Source organism: Aeromonas sp. s1(2024) (assembly GCF_040908005.1).
Lineage (GTDB): Bacteria > Pseudomonadota > Gammaproteobacteria > Enterobacterales > Aeromonadaceae > Aeromonas > Aeromonas caviae.
Genome location: NZ_JBFOCW010000083.1, coordinates 184801 through 204688, shown reverse-complemented (window position 1 = coordinate 204688; position 19888 = coordinate 184801). Strand labels below are relative to the sequence as shown.

The following is a 19888-nucleotide window of genomic DNA, read 5'->3' as shown; positions in this document are numbered from 1 at the left end:
ACTCAGAAGTGAAACGCTGTAGCGCCGATGGTAGTGTGGCATTCGCCATGCGAGAGTAGGACACTGCCAGGCACCCAATTAAACGGTGATGTGAAGAATCACATGGCTGGCTGCGAGGATGACACCTCACAAACAAGCAGCAAAAGATTTAGCGAAAGCTAACCGAATGCGGAGCGGTAGTTCAGTCGGTTAGAATACCGGCCTGTCACGCCGGGGGTCGCGGGTTCGAGTCCCGTCCGCTCCGCCACTAAATTGAAAGGCCTTCCCTGACGGGAAGGCCTTTTTGCTTTCTGACATTTACCCAATCCCTCATCCTCAGTGCCAGGTGGCTTGGCCGGGTTATCCTCATTTCCCTACACGACCATCTCCGCCTTGCCGAATGGCATCCACGCTTCATTCGTGGTCACACATATAGACAGTTCAGGGATGACTCAACAATCTGCCTGGCGGATCAGAAGCCAGTGGCCATTGTTACCTGGAATCAGTCGCCAGGAGCACTCTGGCTGGTTGGCCGCGGCTGATCTGCTGCGCTCTGAGGGCCTAGTGGATATCGCTGAGTATAGATGAGGGAGGGCGGAGGAAAGGCAAGGAGCGCTACTGTGGCTGCCTCTGGTGGGTATACAAACAGGTTATCAGTGATGCAGATGGCGTGATGTAGGCAGGATCGCTCAGGCTGATTCCATTTTCTGTTGTGTCGCGGGCATGGGGTGCACAAAAGAAAAGGGGACAGCAGATGCTGTCCCCTCAAGTCATTTCGTCCATTCCCTGAACTGCCATGCTCCCTGCAATCCTTGACGCTATCCTTTCCTTTGGAAATTCCCCTTCCCAATCCGTTGGGGTGTCCTGTGGCCTTCCTAGCCTGGCAATCTGTCCTGATTGCTTCACCCTCTCCTTCCTGGAGGTGTCCATTACCACATCCCGTGGTGTTCCTGCGTCATCCTGACTGATAACCATCCTGGCTATCACGCTTCATCTTGAAGCTGTTCCTGACCGCGTCTTGCGGTGTCCTTTCATCCTTGATGAGCGACAATCCGTGCCACTCAACCTCATCCCGAGGTATCCAACTACCGCATCCTGCGGTTGTCCTGTCGATCCTTGTGATAACCATCCTGGCTATCAACCCCATCCCGAGGTGTTCCTTGCCCACATCCTGCAGGCTATTCCTTGTTTATGCGCTGTTTCTGCATCCTGCCGAATCAGCTCGTCCTTGTGAGACCCATACTAAGGCAATTGCAGGCTCGAACAAGGTGTGCAATCGGATTGAGCTCCGTGACATGTGGTACAGAAATGGGCTGGAGTGGAATATTATCTATGTTTATCAGTTATTTAGATAGTTTCCGTGGAAAGCATACCCAGTGCGGGATGGCTTCACGTACGGTTCAACACTGAGGGGTCTTACAGGGGGAATGGCAGATCTCTTACAAGCAGAAATCGGTAGGAAAACGATGGTACAGCCGCTTCAATCAGGGGTGTAAGAGTTCAAAATTAATTGAATACTTATGCTTTAAAAGTAGACAAAAGCCGAGATAAATCTCGGCTTTGTATTGTCTGCTGGTTTCTTTAGCTGACCCTTGTCCCAGGAGTCGGGTAGGCCTTGCGCAGTGATTCGGGTGCAAGCACCTCCAGGTTGCCGCTCATGTTGTTCAGCCAGGAGCGGAACTCGGGCGTATCCTGCACTTCAGTCTCCACCACCACGCTGCGCTTGTCGTAACGGGTCATACGCGGGTTATGTCCCGGGATTTGTCCATCGATCAGGGTCGGGCAGTTGGCATCGATGCGCCCGACGAAGCGGATCGGACCGCTGACGTCCTGATAGCCCTGGTCGCGGATCAGCTTCTGGATATTGAAGTCCTTCGGCTGGGTCGCGCTGAAGTTGGTCAACTCCACGTTCTTGATGTGATCGAACGGGATACCGTAGACCTTGGGATCCAGCTCGGACAGGGTACAGAGCAGGATGGGGCCATCGGGTTGGTTCAGGATGCCGAGGGGATTGATGCGGTCATAGCAGAGCCAGACAGTACGCTCCTTGATGACACGCTGGATCTCGGCGCTGAACTTGCGGCCACGCCAGAGGGCGTCGCGGATCAGGGTGCTGCGGCGGATCTCCGGATTGCCGGCGAAGGGGCGAGGTGACTGGTGCACGCTCTCCAGCCAGCGCTCGGCCAGTTCGCTCTGGCTGTCGCGGATCACCTGGCCAGCCTTGTCGATCAGCGGGTTCAATTCGGTCAGCACGCTTGCCGGCAACAGTTGGCTCGCCTGGTCGCTCCAGGTTTTCAGGGCCACTGCCAGCGAGAGCGGCATGATGTTGGCAAAGTCATTGAGACCATGGCGCTCGAAGCACCAGCCATGAGGCTTGCTGCGCTCATCGGAGGTGAGGTCGAACAGTCCCATGCCGGACATCTCTTCCAGGTCCCGTTGCACGGTACGGAGACTGACGTGAATGCCTTCCTCTTCCAGTTTTACCTGGAGTTGGCTGGCGGTCAGCTTGTAAGGGCGGTGCGGGATGCAACGCGCCAAGGTCAGTTGTCGTAACAGCTTCTTACTCATGGTGCATGCCTTCACTGGTTTAGCGTTGAGTGTATCCTAGCCATGGCCTGCGACAGTCTATGTCGCAAGTTTTGCTGCGACAACTGTCGCCATTTTCATACATGAAGAAACAAAGCATTGATAAATAAAACAAAATAACAATGAAAAGGGGTTGTTTGAGCCCTTTTTTTATTGAAAACAAGCCTTGCGAGAATGCTCGCGACCAGGGTGACTGGAAGGAAATGGAAGCAGTAAGGAGGGGGAGGTGGGAAGGAGGTGAGGGACGGGCCCCACCTCGACACGTCGTTATGCCAGCCAGGACCAGGCTGATTTGGTGATGGCTGCGCCCACCATGTAGCCGAATACTGCGAGAGCGGCCACCCCGGCCACCAGCTTCTGGCCGCGGGCAGGGCGCTTGAGCGCCATGACGCCAAGGCCGATGTAGATCACCAGGGCAATCAGCTTGGCCAGCAACCAGGGCTGCTGGCCAGGGCTCATCTGCAGGGTCACCGCCAGCAGCACACCAAACAGCAGCAGGAAGGTGTCGTTGATGTGGGGCAGCACCTTCAACCATTTCTGTTGCAGCCGCCCGCTGCCCGCCAGCGCCAGGCTCCAGCGGTAGAGGAAGAGCAGCAGGCTGACCAGGGCCAGGGTCATGTGAAGGTGTTTGAGCATGGGGTAATAGGCAATCATGTTGCTTCCTTGTCGTTGTCGGGCAGACCGCTGTTCCATTGATGGGCGTGGGTACGCTCCTGTCCTTCCTGATCGTCTTGCAGCAGGTCGGAGAGGATGTCGCGGTATTGCAGGCTCTTGTTGATATAGGTGTGCTCGTCGTCCAGGTAGTTGACCTGTTCCCGCAGCAGTCGGTTGTCATACTGCTTGAACATCTGTCCCGCACGCCAGGCCTGATTGGCCCTGAACCCCAAGAGGGTGAGTGCTTCTACTCCAAGATCCACGGCCGATCCCAGGGTTTCGCGGTGCACGCTGTCTATCCCGTGGCGCAGGATCTCGTGGGCATGGGGTCTGTCCTGGGCACGGGCCAGTATTCTGAGGTGCGGGAAGTGCTTTTTCACCATCTCGATCACTTCGAGGGAGGTGGCCGGGTCATTGAGGGAGAGCACCAGCAGTTTGGCCTTGTGGGCGCCGGCCGCGTGCAGCAGATCGAGTCGGCTGGCATCCCCATAAAACACCTGGTAGCCGTACTTTCTCAGCATCTCTATCTGGCTGGCATCCTGCTCGAGTATGGTGGTGCCAATACCATGGCCGTGGAGCAGACGCCCCACTATCTGACCGAAGCGACCGAAGCCGGCGATGATGACCGGGTGTTCCACCAGCTCGGGCTGTTCGTGTTCGGGGGTGTCGCTCTGGTTGCGGTAGTCGAACCAGGGCTGGATCACCCGATCGTTGAGGATAAGCAGCAGCGGTGTCAGCGCCATGGAGAGGGCGACGACCAGAGTCAGCAGTGAGATGGTGCTGCCCGGCAGTACCTTGTTCTGGGCGGCGAACGAGAATAGCACGAAGGCGAACTCCCCGCCCTGGGCCAGGGCCAGGGCGAAGGTCCAGCGCTGGTTCGGGGAGAGGCGAATGACAAAGCCGAGCCCCATCAGCACCAGCCACTTGAGCACCATCAGACCGATCACCAGTGCCGGGATCAACAGGGGATGGGCGGCAAAGAGGCTGAAGTCGATGCCGGCACCCACCGACATGAAGAAGAGGCCGAGCAGCAGCCCCTTGAACGGCTCTATGTCTGCTTCCAGCTCGTGGCGGTATTCGCTGTCCGCCAGCACCACGCCGGCGAGGAAGGAGCCGAGGGCGGGAGAGAGGCCGACGGATTCCATCAGCACGGCGATGGCGATCACCAGCAGCAGGGCGGCAGCGACGAAGATCTCCCGCATGTGGGACTGGGCGATGGCGCGAAACACCGGCCGCATCAGGTAATGACCACCCAGCACGATGCCGGCGATGGCGGCCACCACCAGCAGGCCGTGCTGCCAGCCTGCCAGCTCCGAGCTGCCGCTGCTGGCGACCGGTGCGATGGCCAGCAGCGGCAGGATCGCCAGGATGGGGATGACGGCGATGTCCTGGAACAGCAGCACGGCGAAAGCGGAGCGGCCGCTCTCGCTCTGCATCAGTTTGCGCTCCTGCAGGCTCTGCAGCACGATGGCGGTGGAGGAGAGCGCAAGAATGAGACCGATGGCGAGCCCCTGCTGCCAGGGCAGACCCAAAAGATAACCCACCCCGGTCAGGGCGACACTGGTGAGCAGCACCTGCAGGCCACCGTTGCCGAGGATGGGCCCTTTCAGTTGCCACAACAGGGCCGGGCGCAGCTCCAGACCGACCAGAAACAGCATCAGCACCACCCCGAACTCGGCGAAGTGCATCACGTCTTTCTGCTCGCCCACCAGACCAAGCAGGAAGGGACCTATGATGATCCCCGCCAGCAGGTAGCCAAGGACGGAGCCCAGCCCCCACCGCTTGGCCAGCGGGACGGCGATCACCGCCGCCGAGAGGTAGATCAGGGCGTCAAACAGCAATCCATGTCCCATCAGCGGCTCCTCCTTAACATGATGAATGCCGGTGAGGGCTGGCCGGGCCTGCGCCCGGATCGAGTGTGTGTCATGGGAGTACCCCCAGCAGATCGCGCAGATAGGGGCTCTCGGCCAGCTGGGCCGGGGTCAGCTGTTCGTCACGCAGGGCGCACAGCAGTTGGCGATAGTCCTGGCCGCAGCGGCGCAGCGCCTCGGGATCCTCGAGCTTGTGGAAAGAGTGCAGCACGAAAGGGGGCAGCCAGCGCATGCCGCACAGCTGTGCGGTCTGCTGGAAGGGGAGCAGGAAGTCGAGCAGCGGGCGCTGGTTGTAGCCTGCGCGGCAGTAGGATTCGGGGCCGCCCCCCGTGGTGATGGCGCTGAGCCACTGCTTGCCGTTGAGGGCATGGGCCTCGGGGCCGTAGGCATAGCCGTACTCCAGCACCAGGTCCATCCACTCTTTCATGATGGCCGGGCAGGAGTACCAGTAGAAGGGGTGCTGGAAGACGATGATGTCGTGCTCCGCCAGCAGGGCCTGTTCCCGTTTCACGTTGATGAACATGTCCGGATAGCGCTGGCAGAGATCGTGCAGGGTGATCCCCTCCAGCCCCTCGATGGCGTGCAGCAGTTGTTTGTTGGCCCGGGAACTCTGCAGCGCCGGGTGTGAAAAGATGACCAGAATGCGTTTCATGGGATTCCTGAAGAGGGTCTGCTGCCGGCACATGCGACAGACTGTGAGCTGAAACGTTATCAAGAAGCTCCCAGGCCCGCCAGTTCCGGGATCAGTGCGCGCAGCGCCGGATTCAGGGTCTGGTGGGCGGGGTAGCAGAGGCCGATGCGGCGGAACATCCGGGGGCTGCTCACGGGCAGGGTGCACAGGCCCGCTTCGTCCTCCACCAGCCCGTCGGGCAGGAAGCTGATGCCCACTCCGGCCAGCACCAGCGCCATCACCAGCCCCTTGCTCTCGGCCTTGGCCACCAGATTGAGGGTGAGCCGGTCACAGGCCAGCAGGCCTATGGTTTGCTGATGGGCTTCGCAGGGGGGACACTCAATGAAATCATGGTGTTGCAACTCAGCCAGCTCGATACGCGCCCTGCCCGCAAGAGGGTGTCCCCTGGGAACGCACAGCACGTACTCCTCTTCCCAGAGCGGCAGGAAGATCTCGTCCTCCCGGCGCAGGGCATCCAGGGTCAGCCGGCAGTCGGCCGGGGTGCCGTAATCGGAGAGGGTGAGATCCAGCTCGGGCAGCACCCCCTGCACCCGCCGAAGCAATCCCGCCAGCCGACGGCGGCTGAGGTCGGGCATGATGGCCATGTTGAGTCTCGCACGCGTCGCCTTCTGGCGAAACAGGGTCGGCAGGCGACGCGCCTCTTCCACCAGCTTGACGGCGTGGGGATAGAGATAGTGGGCCGGATCCTTCGCTTCCACCCCCTTCTTGCCCCGGATGAAGAGGCTGTCCCCCAGGCTCTCTTCGAGCTGGCGAAGGCCGGCGGAGAGGGAGGGTTGGCTCACGTGGCAGCGGGCTGCCGCCGCCGTGATGTTCTTCTCTTCATAGATGGCGATGAAGAAGCGCAGCAATCTCAGGTCCAGCATGGGGATACCATAGTTAATTCAGATGATAACCAGCGGAAAACTATATTTATCGCCGATGGATGTAGCGACTATAGTGACTGGGTCCCGTGCTGGCCAGCCCTTGTTTGACGCCCATTTCAACGCATCAGAAGGAAAACTCCATGTCCAAGTCCCTCGTGGTGATCACCGGCGCGTCCGCCGGGATCGGTGCCGCCATTGCCCGCGCCTTCTCCGCCGCCGGCCATCCGCTGCTGTTGCTGGCCCGCCGGGTCGAGCCCATGCAGGCGCTGAACCTGCCCGATACCCTCTGCATCGGGGTCGATGTCACCGACACCGCCGCCATGAAGGCCGCCGTGGCGCAGGCGGAGGCGCAATTCGGCCCGGTGGGATGTCTGGTCAACAATGCCGGCGTCATGCTGCTGGGACAGGCCGACGTGCAGGATCCCGCCGAGTGGCAGCAGATGCTCAACATCAACGTGATGGGGGTTTTGAATGGCGTGCATGCGGTACTGGCCGGCATGAAGGCCCGCCGCAGCGGCACCATCATCAACATCAGCTCCATCGCCGGTCGCAAGACCTTCCCGAACCATGCCGCTTACTGCGCCACCAAGTTCGCCGTCCACGCCCTGACCGAGAATATCCGGGAAGAGGTGGCCGATGTCGGCGTGCGGATGGTGACCATCGCTCCGGGCGCGGTGGAGACCGAGCTGCTCAGCCACACCACGGACGAGAGCATCAAGGCGGGCTATCACGACTGGAAGGATCAGATGGGAGGCGTCATTGCACCCGAGGTGATCGCCGACGCCGTGCTCTACGCCTGGCACCAGCCGGCCAACGTCTGCGTGCGGGAGATCGTGCTGGCAGCCACCCGTCAGCAACCCTGATGCAAACGGGGGAGGGGTTGACCCTCCCCCTGGGCCAAGGGTTACCATAGGCCCTCTTTCGTCATTGAGTCGTCTAATGGTCCTGACCCGTCGCCAACTCGCTCGCGCCCGCCGCTGGCTCCCCCTGTGGAGTCTGGTGCTGGTGCTGATGTCGTTTGGCAGCCGTGCGGCCACCGATCTCTGTACCCTGACGCCCCATTGCAGCCAGAGCGAGCGTACCCTGGAAAAAGCCATGCCCTGCGGCAGCTTCACCTCGGCGCTCGCCATGACGGTGCTCACCAGCGACAGCCTGACGGTTGCCCGGCTTGAGCCTGACAGGCCGACATTCCTCTCTCCCTCTCTGTTCATGCCGGAGGCGCCCCTGGAGCGTCTCGAGCGTCCGCCCCGTCACCACGGCTGAGTCGAGTTTCCCTTTCCGGGCATTTCTTCTTAACCGAGGTGAGATATGTACAAGTCCCTGTTACTGGCCGTGCTGGCCGGTACCGTCAGTGTTTCTGCTCTGGCAACCGGGCAGATGACCGTCTACAAGTCCCAGTATTGCGGTTGCTGCAAGACCTGGATCAAGCACATGGAAGAGAACGGCTTTGAGGTCAAGGTCGTGGAAACCGAGCAGCTTGACCCGATCAAGCAGCAGCATGGCATCACCCCGCAGCTGGCCTCCTGCCACACCGGGGTGGTGAACGGCTATGTGGTGGAGGGGCATGTGCCCGCTGCCGACGTGCAGAAGCTGCTCAAGGAAAAACCGGCGATCCGCGGTCTGACCATTCCGGGGATGCCCCAGAGTGCGCCGGGCATGGATATTCCGGGTCAGCCCTATCAGGTGCTGAGCATCAGTGACGAGGGCGCGACCAAAGTCTGGTCGAGCTACCCCGGCTGATGGATGCTGACCGTGAGCAGACACACTTCCATCATGTGAGGCACACCTGAGCGAACCCGTGTCGCTCACGGTCAGGGAGGAGGGCCGCCATCGCGAGATGGCGGCCCTTTTTCGTCGATTTGGGGGGGAATGTCCGGGGAGCCCTTGCAACCCCGGGCGACAAGGGGCAGATTGATCGCCAATTTTTATTTTCTCAGGGACGCTTTTCCCGCTGCCTGCCGGTGTGCCGTCTGGATGCGTGCAGCACCAGCGGGAGGGGCGGCCCTGTGACAGCGCAAAGGATGCGACATGTTCACCTTTTCCCGGGGGTTGCTGCTGGCTTGCCTGCTTGCTGCGCCCTGTTCCCATGCCAACGAAGAGTCCGCCATGCCTACAAGCGATACTTCCACCCAGCCTGTCATTGTCCCCCCGGTGGCTGCCAAGCACCCCCATACCCTGAAAAAACACGGGGACACGCGCGTCGACAACTACTACTGGCTGCGTGACGACGAGCGGCAGAAGCCCGAGGTGCTGGACTATCTCAAGGCCGAGAATGCCTACACCGAGGCCATGCTTGCACCGATCAAGCCGCTGCGCGAGCAGCTCTACAAGGAGATGGTGGCCCGTATTCCCCAGCAGGACGAGTCTGTCCCCTATGTGAAGAACGGCTACCGCTATCAGACCCGTTACGAGCCGGGCAAGGAGTACGCCATCTACTCCCGCAGCAAGGTGGAAGGGGACGGGGCGCCCGCCCTGCTGCTGGATGGCAACCAGCGCGCCGAAGGCCACGAGTTCTATGCCCTGGGGGCGCTCGAGGTGAGCCGCAACAACCGCTGGCTGGCGGTGGCGGAAGATTATCTCTCCCGCCGTCAATATAGGATCCAGTTCCTCGATCTGGAGAGCGGCGCCTGGGCCGCCGACACCCTCGAGAACACCTCCGGCAACCTGGTGTGGGCCAACGACAGCAAGACGGTCTTCTACGTGCGCAAGCACCCCAAGACCCTGCTGCCCTACCAGGTCTATCGCCACGAGCTGGGCACGGATCCCGCGAAGGATACCCTGGTCTACGAGGAGAAGGACGACTCCTTCTATGTGAGCCTCTACGCCACCACCTCGGAAGATTTCATCGTCATCTCCCTCTCCAGCACCACCACCAGCGAGGCGCGCCTCATTGATGCCAATGTGCCGGGCCAGACGCCACGCCTGTTCCTGCCCCGCCAGGTGGATCACGAATACAGCCTGGATCACTACCGCGGTCGCTTCTATGTGCGCTCCAACAAGGACGGCAAGAACTTCGGCCTCTATGAGACCAAGGAGAGTCCGGTGGATCGCTGGAAGGCGGTGATCGCCCCCAATCCGGACGTGCTGCTGGAGAGCTATGCCCTGTTCAGGGACTGGCTGGTGCTGGAGGAGCGCAGCCAGGGGTTGACCCGGTTGCGCCAGGTCAACTGGCAGAGCGGCGAGCAGAAGGAGATCGCCTTCGACGATCCCGCCTATGTCACCTGGCTTGCCTACAACCCGGAGCCGGACACCAGCGCCCTGCGCTATGGCTACTCCTCCATGACCACGCCGTCCTCCACCTACGAGCTGGACATGGACAGCGGCAAGCGGACCCTGCTCAAGCAGCAGCCGGTGGCGGGCTTCGTGCCTGCGCAATATGCCAGCGAGCGGCTCTGGATCACCGCCCGTGACGGCGTGGCCGTGCCGGTGTCGCTGGTCTATCGCAAGGACAAGTTCAAGAAGGCAGGGGGCGGTGCAGGCACCAATCCCCTGCTGGTCTACGGCTATGGCTCCTACGGCGCCAGCATGGACCCGGACTTCAGCAGCTCACGCCTGAGCCTGCTGGACCGGGGCTTCGTCTACGCCATCGCCCATATCCGGGGTGGCGAGGAGCTGGGCCGCACCTGGTATGAAGAGGGCAAGCTGCTCAAGAAGCAGAACACCTTCAACGACTTCATCGACGTGACCGAGGCGCTGGTGGCGCAAGGCTACGGCGCCAGGGATCAGGTCTATGCCATGGGAGGCAGCGCCGGCGGCCTGCTGATGGGGGCCGTCATCAACCAGGCGCCCCAGCTCTATCGCGGCGTGGTGGCCCAGGTGCCCTTCGTCGACGTGGTCACCACCATGCTGGACGAGTCCATTCCCCTCACCACAGGGGAGTATGACGAGTGGGGCAACCCGAACAAGAAGCGCTACTACGACTACATGAAGGCCTACAGCCCCTACGATCAGGTCAAGGCCCAGGCCTACCCGAATCTGCTGGTGACCACGGGGCTGCACGACTCCCAGGTGCAGTACTGGGAGCCGGCCAAGTGGGTGGCCAAGCTGCGTGAGCTGAAGACGGACGACAACCAGTTGCTGCTCAGCACCGACATGGAGGCCGGTCATGGCGGCAAGTCGGGCCGTTTCAAGGCCTATGAGGACATCGCCCTGGAGTTCGCCTTCATTCTGGAGCTGGCTGGCAGCAAGGCGTGATGGCCGGGCCCAAATGAAATCAGCTTGTTACCAAACCCCGTTCCGGCAGCCCCGGATCGGGGTTTTTGCATCTTGGCGACAAAAGCGTCATTAACGTCGTGTTTATGCTGTTCAGTATGCATTTTGCGATATAACGGACCAGGTATCTAATCCTTGCCAGTCAAGGGTTGCGAAAGAATCTGGGCGTGCTTTTTATTGCTTCCCTTTGATAGTTCATGTAATTAATCTGCCCTTGAGAAATGAATGATCCGCTTCAAACTTCTCGCTATTTAAATCCGCCATTTTGCTGTTTTGTTTGATTTATGTTGGTGTTATGTGCTTAATCGGAGCGTTAATGCTTTTGAACTGACCCGTTTCTGGTCAGATCACCTCCGATCGGCATGACGCTGATTATCTCACCGCAGGATGATGGTGGCTTTTGGAAGGGCGCGTGCCGCTCGACCATTTCCTCGTACGAGGTCGTATAGGCGAACCCAGTCTTGATGCGGGTCTGTCTCATATTCTCCCGGGAAACGGGTGAAATAAATCAATGAAAAGGATGAAGAACATGAAAGGATTATCCTTGGCGTGCGCCTTGTCGGCGGCTCTGGTCGGTGTGTCGTTTGGTGGTCCGGTGCAAGCGCAGGAGCGCTTCGTGACCATAGGCACCGGCGGTCAGACCGGCGTCTACTACGTGGCGGGCCAGTCCATCTGCCGCTTCCTCAACCGCGGCGCCGCCGATCACCAGATCAAGTGCAACGCCCCGGCCAGTGGCGGCGGTGTTGCCAACGTCAACGGCATCCGCTCCGGCGAATTCAACTTCGGCATCATGCAGTCCGACCACCAGTACAAGGCGATGAAGGGCGTCGAGCCGTTCAAGGCCGAAGGTCCGATGGATGACATCCGCGCCGTCTTCTCCCTGCAGAGCGAAGTGTTCACCATCCTGGCTCGCAAGGACGCCAAGGTAGCCAGCTTCGACGACTTGAAGGGCAAGCGCGTCAACATCGGCAACCCGGGTTCCGGTCAGCGTGACACCTTTGAAGAGATCATGACCGTGAAGGGCTGGGACAAATCCGCCTTCAGCCTGGTTTCCGAACTGAAACCCGCCGAGCAGGCCTCTGCCCTGGGTGACAACAACATCGACGCCATGAGCTACTTCGTCGGCCACCCGAACGGCGCCATCCAGGAAGCCTCTACCACCACGGACACCGTGCTGGTGCCGGTCACCGGCCCCGAGATCGACAAGCTGCTGGCCGAGAAGAGCTACTACAGCAAGGCCGAGATCCCGGGTGGTCTCTACAAGGGCAGCCCGAACCCGACCCCGTCCATCGGTGGCAAGGCGGTGCTCTCCACCAGCGCCAAGGCTGACCCGGAAGTGGTCTACCAGCTGGTCAAGTCCGTGTTCGACAACCTGGACCGCTTCAAGCGCCTGCACCCGGCCTTCGCGGATCTGAAGGAAGCCGACATGATCAAGGTGGGTCTCTCCGCTCCGCTGCATGAAGGCGCTGTGCGTTACTACAAGGAACGTGGCTGGATGTAATCCGGCTGCGTCTTCGGATGTGCCCCGGACTCGCTCCTCCTTCGGGGGAGCGAGTCTCATTTATTGCAGTACCTACAGAGTCACACTATGCAGCAAACACAACAACAAGAGGCGTTCTCGGCCGAGGAGCTGATCGCCCAAGACGTCGGCGCCAGGCTGCCCATCGGCCCCATGAGCTGGATCATCGCGGGTCTTGCGCTGATCTGGTCCCTGTTCCAGCTCTGGATTGCCTCGCCGCTGCCCTTCTCCCTTGGCATCGGCGTCCTCAACGACACTGAAACACGCTCGATTCACCTGGCCTTCGCCATCCTGCTCGCCTACCTGGTGTTCCCCGCCATGCGCAGCTCACCGCGAGACAGGGTTCCCCTTGCCGACATCGCCCTCGGCCTCGTCGGTGCCGCCGTCGCCAGCTATCTGTTCGTGATGTACCAGGAGCTTGCCCAGCGTCCCGGCAACCTGACCACCATGGACTTCGCGGTGGCCTGCGTCGGCATTCCGCTTCTGCTGGAAGCGGCCCGCCGTGCCCTGGGCCCGGCCCTGGCGGTCATCGCCATCGTCTTCCTGGCCTACAGCCTGGCCGGTCCCTGGATGCCTTCCCTGCTGGCCCACCGCGGGGTGAGCCTGCATGCGCTGGCCAACCACCAGTGGATCACCACCGAAGGGGTGTTCGGCATCGCCCTTGGGGTCTCCACCAGCTTCGTCTTCCTGTTCGTGCTGTTTGGCGCCCTGCTCGAGCGCGCCGGTGCGGGCCATTACTTCATCCAGCTCGCCTTCAGCCTGCTGGGTCACCTGCGCGGCGGCCCGGCCAAGGCGGCCGTGGTCGCCTCGGCCCTGACCGGCGTCATCTCCGGCTCCTCCATCGCCAACGTGGTGACCACGGGCACCTTCACCATCCCCATGATGAAACGGGTCGGTTTCTCCAAGGAGAAGGCCGGCGCGGTGGAAGTGGCCTCTTCGGTCAACGGCCAGATCATGCCGCCGGTCATGGGGGCTGCGGCCTTCCTGATGGTGGAGTACGTGGGCATTCCCTATGTGGAGATCATCAAGCACGCCTTCCTGCCGGCGGCCATCTCCTACATCGCCCTGCTCTACATCGTGCACCTCGAAGCGCTCAAGCTCGGGATGCAGCCCATCGGCAACCGTCAGCCGCGCCCCTGGCTGCGCCGCCTGACCGGCTTCGCCTTCGGTGCCGCCCTCATCAGCGGCCTCTCCATGGCGGTCTACTACGGTCTGGGCTGGCTCAAGCCGGTACTGGGTGACTATGCCCTGCCGGGGATCAGCGTGCTGCTGGCCGTCGCCTACCTGGGACTGCTGAAGATCGCCGCGAGCAACGCGCCGCTGCCGGCGGAAGACCCGGACAAGCCACTGGACGAGCTGCCCGAGACCCGCGCCGTGCTGCTCTCCGGCCTGCACTTCCTGCTGCCCGTGGTGGTGCTGGTGTGGTGTCTGATGGTGGAGCGCCTCTCCCCCGGCCTGTCGGCCTTCTGGGGGTCGGTGATGCTGATCATAATCCTGCTGACCCAGCGACCGCTGCTGAACTGGCTGCGCACCGACGGCAAGCATGACTACGGCTCCTTCACCGATGGCGTGGTGGACCTGCGCGAGGGGCTGATTGCCGGTGCCCGCAACATGATCGGCATCGGCATTGCCACCGCTACTGCCGGCATCATCGTCGGGGCCGTCTCCCAGACCGGCGTCGGCCTGGTACTGGCGGATCTGGTGGAGTTCCTCTCCATGGGCAACCTGCTGCTCATGCTGATCTTCACCGCCCTGCTGAGCCTCATCCTCGGCATGGGGCTGCCGACCACTGCCAACTACATCGTGGTATCGAGCCTGCTGGCGCCGGTGATCGTCACCCTGGGTCAGCAGAACGGCCTCATCGTGCCGCTCATCGCGGTGCACCTGTTCGTCTTCTACTTCGGCATCATGGCGGACGTGACCCCGCCGGTGGGGCTGGCCTCGTTCGCCGCGGCCGCCGTCTCCAAGGGCGACCCCATCAAGACAGGGATCACGGCGTTCTACTACAGCCTGCGTACCGCGGCGCTGCCCTTCCTGTTCATCTTCAACACCGATCTGCTGCTCATCAACGTGGACTTCGCCCACGGCGTGCTGATCTTCATCGTGGCCACCATCGCCATGCTGATCTTCGCTGCCGCCACCCAGGGCTTCTTCCTGGTGAAGAGCCGCTGGTACGAGAGCGTGCTGCTGCTGCTGGTGGCTTTCACCCTGTTCCGTCCTGGCTTCTGGATGGATCTGCTGCACGACCCGTATCGCGACACCGCCCCGGCCGAGCTGGTCCAGACCATGGGGCAGGTGGAGGCCGAAAGCACCCTGCGCCTGCGCATGGAAGGGGAAGATGCGGTGGGCAAGCTGCGCCGCTTCACCGTGCTGCTGCCGGTGCCTTCGGGCGTCAGTGGTGAGGACCGTCTGGCCAAGCTGGGGATCCAGACCTATGAGCAGGACGGCAAGATCCTGATCGACACCGTCACCTTCGGCAGCCAGGCCGCCGATCTGGGGCTGGAGATGGATCAGCAGATCCTGAGCGTCAAGGCGCCCACCGAGCGCTGGCCCAAGGAGCTGATGTGGCTGCCGGGCTTCCTGCTGTTCGGGGCCGTGGTCTGGCTGCAACGCCGCCGGGTCGCTCGACCCTGATCATCACCCAATAAAAAACGGCGCCTTCGGGCGCCGTTTTTTATGCTGGGCTGTGATGCCGGCCGCTTCGGGCCATCAGTCCAGGGCATCAGTTGGACTGGGTCTGCTTCTGTTTTTGCAGTTGGTCGAGGGTCTGCTGCTCCTGCGGGCTGAGGCCAAGCTGCTCGCAGGCCTGTTCAAAGCTGATGCCAAGATGGCACATCATGATGTCGATAGCGGGCAGGTAGTTGGTCATAGCATCTTCCATGGTGATCCTCCAGAGCTGTCTCTTATGCCCGAGGGCGGGGATGGGGGCAATTAGACTTTAGGTGTAGGGAGCCATCTGCTTCAGCCTCTGCCACTGGCCGGGGGAATTTGCTACTCTTGCGGGCACTAAAGAGGTTGCCGCCCCAGGGCGAGCAGCCGGTGAGGAGCAGGGCATGTTATTGAGTTTCTTGATCATCGCATCGGGCTGGTGGCACATCCGCGCGGCTTACGGCTCAGACTCCCGTCAGTTCTACATCAGCAAACCCCTGACCATGCTGTTCATCATCGCCCTGGCGTTTGGCTACCAAGGCGACGATCACAACGGCTCCCACGCCTGGATCCTGCTCGGTCTCTGCCTGTCGCTGGCGGGGGACGTGCTGCTGATGCTGCCACGGGATCGCTTCATCCAGGGGCTGGCGGCATTTTTTGTCGCTCACCTCTGCTACATCGTCGGTTTCGCCCAGGGGCCCCTGGTGCTCAAGCTGGTGGACGGCCTGCTGCTGTTGCTGGTGGCCGGCATGGTGTTCGGGCTCTTGTGGGGCCAGCTCGGCGAGATGAGGATCCCCGTCTTCTGCTACATGCTGGTGATCATCGCCATGGCCTGGGTGGCCGCCGGTGCCTGGCATGCCTCTCTCACTGCCGGCAGCGCCGCTGCCCTGGTGGGGGCGCTGATGTTCCTCTTCTCCGACAGCATGCTGGCGCTGGACAGATTCCGCCGCCCCTTCCCCCATGCCACGGCCTGGATCATGAGCAGCTACTTCGCGGCACAGTTCCTGATCGCCGCCTCCCTGGCGGGCTGACTGGCGGGCAGCCATGAAAAACGGGCCTTCTGGCCCGTTTTGCTATGTGATCCCCGCCTTTCACGCCTCGACCGGTTCTGCGTCAGGGGCCCTCGGGGCCGGCTGCTTGAGCAGCAGCATCAGGGCGCTGGCGATCAGCAGGAAGATACCCATCACGTAGAACACCTGGTTGTAGGCCATGATGGCCGCCTCGCGGCTGATGGTGTTCGACAGCATGGCCCGGGCCTGCAACTGGGCCTGCTCCGGCCCGGCTCCCTGGGCCATCATGTTCTGGGCCAACTGCATCAGATAGGCCTGCCCCTCGATGCTGGTGGCGGCCAGGGTGCTGCCGATCTGGCTGACATGAGTCCGGGTGTCGTTGTCGATCAGGGTGGCGATGATGGCGATGCCGAAGGCGCCCCCCAGGTTGCGCAGCACGTTGAGCAGGGTCGAGGAGGAGGGGATCTCGTCCGGCGTCAGGCTGGCGGTCGCCACCAGGGAGAGGGGCACCATGATGAAGGGCTGCCCCAGGGCCCGCACGATGAGGGACTGGATCAGCTGGGGCCCGGCGTAGTCGGCATTCATGTTCACGTTCATGAAGCAGCTGATGGCGAAGACCAGAAAACCGAAGCTCACCAGATAGCGCGGATCTATCTTGTGGGTCAGCTTGGGCACCAGGGGGAGCACCAGCAACTGGGGCAACCCCATCCACATCAGCACTTCACCGATTTCCAGGGCGTTGTAATTGTGGATCTGGGTCATGTAGAGGGGCAGCACATAGATGGAGCCCATCAACCCCATACCGAGGACCAGGTAGGCGAAGCAGGCGAGGGCGAAGCGCGGGTTGTGCAGCAGCCGCAGGTTGACCAGGGGGTGGCGGCGCAGCAACTGGCTGATGACGAAGAACACCAGGGCCACCACCGAGATGACGGTGAGCCGCACGATGAAGCTCGAGCCGAACCAGTCCTCCCGGTTGCCCTCTTCCAGCACCACCTCCAGGAGGCCGAGACCCACCGCCATGGTGAGGATACCGATGAGATCCACCCGCTTGATCACCTCCCAGTCCACCGGCTTCCTGTCCAGCCCGTGGGCCAGCATGGCCATGACCAGCAGACCGGGCGGCACGTTCAGATAGAAGATGTAGTGCCAGGACATCTGCTCCGTCAGCCAGCCCCCCAGGGTCGGGCCGATGGCGGGGGCGAAGGTGGCGCACAGGCCGAACAGCGCCATGCCGGTGGCTCGCTTGTGCAGCGGCAGCAGGCTGACGATGAGGGAGAAGGCCATGGGGATCAGGGCCCCGCCGGTAAAGCCCTGCAGCGCCCGAAAGACGATCATGCTGGTGAGGTTCCAGCTGAACGAGCAGAGCACGGAGGCGACGATGAAGGCGCCCGTGGTCCACAGCAGGTAGCGCCGCACGCTCAGTCCCCGGCTCAGCCAGCCGCTCAGCGGTATGGCGATCATCTCCGCCACCAGATAGGAGGTGGAGATCCAGGAGCTCTCGCTCAGGGTGGCCGAGAGTGCCCCCTGAATGTCTTTCAGGGAGGCGTTGGTGATCTGGATGTCGAGGATGGCCATGAAGGCGCCGATGAGGCCCCCCATGACCGCGATCCAGTTGCGGCGTGGTATGGCGTCCATCAGTGGGCGGCCACCACGGGATCAGGGGTGCGGGTGTCGACGATCACCTCGGTGGAGAGGCCGGGCAGCAGCTTGCCCGCCAGGGCGCCCGGATCCGGGATACGGATCTTGACCGGTACCCGCTGCACGATTTTGGTGAAGTTGCCGGTGGCGTTCTCCGGCGGCAGCAGGGCGAACTTGGCGCCGGTGGCCGGAGAGAGGCTGTCGATGATCCCCTCGACCGGTTGATCCGGATAGGCATCCAGGATCACCTCCACCTTCTGGCCCGGCTGCATGTGCTGCAACTGGGTCTCCTTGAAGTTGGCCTCGACCCACACCTGGCTCAGTGGCACCAGGCTGGCCACCTGCATACCGGACTGGACGTAGAGCCCTTCCCGCAGGCTGCGCTTGCCGATGATGCCGTCAGCCGGGGCTCGCAGCTCGGTGTAGCCGAGTTCCAGCCTGGCTTGTTCGAGCTGGGCTTCGCTCAATGCCAGCCTGGCCTGGTTCTGCTTGGCTTCGGCATCCAGCACCAGCAGCCGCTCGCGGGCGGCCTGCAGGGCGGCTTTGGCCTCCAGTGCCTGGGCCTGGTTGACCTGCAAGCCGGCGCGCACCTCGTCCAGGCTGTCCTGGGAGCTGTAGTGACGCTCATTGAGCTGGCTGACCCGGCGCACCTGCTGCTGGGCCCGGACCTGCTCGGCATTGGCCGAGCTGACTTTTGCCTCGGCCTGGCGGATGAGGCTCAACTGCTGGATACGGGTGGCGGCGAGGTTATCCGCCGTCGCCTGGTTGAGGTGCAGATCGGCCTCGGCCTCCGCCACCTTGGTCCTGTACTCGCGGTCGTCGAGCCGGGCGATGAGCTGGCCGGCCTTCACCGCCTGGTTGTCGGTCACCAGTACTTCGCTGATGTAGCCGGAGAGCTTGGAACCGATGCCGGTCACCTCGCTTTGCAGGTAGGCGTTGTCGGTGCTCTCGAAGTAGCGGCCATGCAGATACCAGTAACCGGCAAACAGCAGGCCGAGCAGGGCCAGCACCAGGGCGGCCAGCAGGGGGATCTTCTTGTGTTGACTCATGATATTGGTTTTCCTGAACTGTGGCGGGCAGGCTAACATCGTGCAACTGTTTCGATTAGTATCCATTCATGAGATATACAGTTTCACTGGTGAAACAATGGACCTGAATGCTGCCTTAATCCTCGTTCGTATCGTCGACAAGGGCTCCTTTACCGCCGCTGCCCAGGAGCTGGGCATGACCAAGGCGACGGTGAGCCGCCGCATCGCCGAGCTGGAGCAGCGTCTCGGCGCGCGGCTGCTCTATCGCTCCACCCGGCAGCTCACCCTGACGGAAGCCGGTGAACAATATTATCTACGCTGCAGCAAGGCGGTGGAGGAGCTGGCCCAGGCCGAGCTGATGCTCAGTGCCAGCCAGCAGGAGGTGACGGGGATCCTCAAGCTGGCGGTGCCCATCGAGACGGGACAGCTGGTGGTGGGCAGGCTGGTGGCGAACTTCCTGCAAGCCTATCCGGGCATGAAGGTGGAGCTGGAGCTGACCAACCGCATCGTGGATCCCATCAGCGAGGGGCTGGATGCCATCGTGCGGGTCGGCGACATGAGCGACTCCAACCTGGCGGCGCGGCGTCTCTGGAGCACCGAGCGGCTGCTGTGCGCCAGCCCGGACTATCTGGCGCGCCACCCGGTGATCCAGAGGCCCGCCGATCTGGTGCATCACGAGCGGATCGCGGTCAGCACGGGGTTCCTCGCCTCGCACTGGTGTTTCGAGCTGGATGATCGCGAAGTGCTGGTGGATCCCCCGTCCCGCTTCCAGGTCAACAACATCACCTGTGCCAGGGAGGCGGCGAAGGCGGGGCTGGGGCTGGCTTCCCTGCCTGCCATGCTGTGCCATGATGAGCTGGCGAACGGGACGCTGGTCTCCTTGCTGCCGGAGTGGCAGCAACCCAGGGTACCCATCTACCTGCTGTTTCCCGAGCGGCGCCTGATGCCGCGCAAGCTGAGGGCATTCATCGATTTTCTGGTGGCCAACGGCCCGGCTTACGGCATCGACAAGCTGCTGTAAGGGTTTCGAGGACAACGTATGGAGCGGTGGATGAATCTGTATCGGGCATCTAGCTCCCGGAAGATGCTCGCCCTGGAGTAATGATGGTAGTGCTGGTGATGACGGCACTGGCAAGGGTTTCGAGGACAACGTATGGATCAGTGGATGAATCTGTATCGGGCATCTCG

16 protein-coding genes and 1 tRNA gene are annotated in these 19888 nt (G+C 62.0%); 9 read left to right on the top strand and 8 right to left on the bottom strand.

The genetic code is table 11. The features are described from left to right. Positions 1–170 precede the first annotated feature (170 nt). Positions 171–247 (top strand) — tRNA-Asp (locus tag AB5Y70_RS20360). Positions 248–1560: 1313 nt separating this feature from the next. Here the strand turns inward: AB5Y70_RS20360 and AB5Y70_RS20355 are convergent. The 5 genes from AB5Y70_RS20355 to AB5Y70_RS20335 all read right to left on the bottom strand — a co-directional run bounded on the left by AB5Y70_RS20355 (position 1561) and on the right by AB5Y70_RS20335 (position 6644). Further along, positions 1561–2547 carry a YafY family protein gene (locus AB5Y70_RS20355; protein ID WP_029313511.1) on the bottom strand — a complete coding sequence of 329 codons (987 nt, stop codon included), beginning with the start codon at positions 2545–2547 and terminating at the stop codon, positions 1561–1563. Between the two features lie 285 nt (positions 2548–2832). After that, complete coding sequence (locus tag AB5Y70_RS20350; protein ID WP_049637325.1) at positions 2833–3219, bottom strand: SirB2 family protein; 387 nt, start codon at positions 3217–3219, stop codon at positions 2833–2835. Next, positions 3216–5072 carry a monovalent cation:proton antiporter-2 (CPA2) family protein gene (locus AB5Y70_RS20345; protein ID WP_368176120.1) on the bottom strand — a complete coding sequence of 619 codons (1857 nt, stop codon included), beginning with the start codon at positions 5070–5072 and terminating at the stop codon, positions 3216–3218. The genes AB5Y70_RS20350 and AB5Y70_RS20345 overlap by 4 nt, the downstream gene beginning before the upstream one ends. Positions 5073–5142: 70 nt before the next feature. Further along, entirely contained in the window at positions 5143–5742 is a 600-nt protein-coding gene (locus AB5Y70_RS20340; protein ID WP_041212184.1) for an NAD(P)H-dependent oxidoreductase, read from the bottom strand. Between the two features lie 59 nt (positions 5743–5801). Next, positions 5802–6644, bottom strand: coding sequence for a LysR family transcriptional regulator (locus AB5Y70_RS20335; RefSeq protein ID WP_368176119.1), 843 nt, complete (start codon positions 6642–6644; stop codon positions 5802–5804). 140 nt (positions 6645–6784) lie between these two features. Here AB5Y70_RS20335 and AB5Y70_RS20330 point away from each other — a divergent pair, with 140 nt between their 5' ends. The 6 genes from AB5Y70_RS20330 to AB5Y70_RS20305 all read left to right on the top strand — a co-directional run bounded on the left by AB5Y70_RS20330 (position 6785) and on the right by AB5Y70_RS20305 (position 15009). Then, a complete protein-coding gene (locus AB5Y70_RS20330) occupies positions 6785–7507 on the top strand; it encodes an SDR family oxidoreductase (protein WP_042881944.1) in 723 nt (240 codons plus the stop codon). Positions 7508–7583: 76 nt separating this feature from the next. Continuing rightward, positions 7584–7907: a hypothetical protein gene (locus tag AB5Y70_RS20325; RefSeq protein WP_039040397.1), complete on the top strand. Its 324-nt coding sequence runs from the start codon at positions 7584–7586 to the stop codon at positions 7905–7907. Positions 7908–7952: 45 nt separating this feature from the next. Beyond that, positions 7953–8384: a DUF411 domain-containing protein gene (locus AB5Y70_RS20320; protein ID WP_049637322.1), complete on the top strand. Its 432-nt coding sequence runs from the start codon at positions 7953–7955 to the stop codon at positions 8382–8384. Between the two features lie 288 nt (positions 8385–8672). Then, positions 8673–10838 carry an oligopeptidase B gene (locus tag AB5Y70_RS20315; protein WP_049637321.1) on the top strand — a complete coding sequence of 722 codons (2166 nt, stop codon included), beginning with the start codon at positions 8673–8675 and terminating at the stop codon, positions 10836–10838. 547 nt (positions 10839–11385) lie between these two features. Next, positions 11386–12357, top strand: a complete 972-nt coding sequence (locus AB5Y70_RS20310) for a TAXI family TRAP transporter solute-binding subunit (protein WP_029313514.1) — start codon at positions 11386–11388, stop codon at positions 12355–12357. A gap of 87 nt (positions 12358–12444) precedes the next feature. Beyond that, a complete protein-coding gene (locus tag AB5Y70_RS20305; protein ID WP_049637320.1) occupies positions 12445–15009 on the top strand; it encodes a TRAP transporter permease in 2565 nt (854 codons plus the stop codon). A gap of 88 nt (positions 15010–15097) precedes the next feature. Here the strand turns inward: AB5Y70_RS20305 and AB5Y70_RS20300 are convergent, their stop codons facing one another. Further along, on the bottom strand, positions 15098–15256 hold the full coding sequence (locus AB5Y70_RS20300) for a hypothetical protein (RefSeq protein WP_005332188.1): 159 nt from the start codon (positions 15254–15256) through the stop codon (positions 15098–15100). Between the two features lie 172 nt (positions 15257–15428). On the opposite strand from AB5Y70_RS20300, the gene AB5Y70_RS20295 reads away from it, so the two are divergent. Continuing rightward, positions 15429–16055 (top strand): lysoplasmalogenase, encoded by a 627-nt coding sequence (locus AB5Y70_RS20295; protein WP_039040401.1) that lies wholly within the window; start codon positions 15429–15431, stop codon positions 16053–16055. A 60-nt stretch (positions 16056–16115) separates the two neighbouring features. Here the strand turns inward: AB5Y70_RS20295 and AB5Y70_RS20290 are convergent, their stop codons facing one another. After that, positions 16116–17669, bottom strand: a complete 1554-nt coding sequence (locus AB5Y70_RS20290) for a DHA2 family efflux MFS transporter permease subunit (RefSeq protein ID WP_010672584.1) — start codon at positions 17667–17669, stop codon at positions 16116–16118. Then, complete coding sequence (locus AB5Y70_RS20285) at positions 17669–18721, bottom strand: HlyD family secretion protein (protein ID WP_039040403.1); 1053 nt, start codon at positions 18719–18721, stop codon at positions 17669–17671. The genes AB5Y70_RS20290 and AB5Y70_RS20285 overlap by 1 nt, the downstream gene beginning before the upstream one ends. Positions 18722–18818: 97 nt before the next feature. On the opposite strand from AB5Y70_RS20285, the gene AB5Y70_RS20280 reads away from it, so the two are divergent. Further along, positions 18819–19721 carry a LysR family transcriptional regulator gene (locus AB5Y70_RS20280; protein WP_043154427.1) on the top strand — a complete coding sequence of 301 codons (903 nt, stop codon included), beginning with the start codon at positions 18819–18821 and terminating at the stop codon, positions 19719–19721. Positions 19722–19888 lie beyond the last annotated feature (167 nt).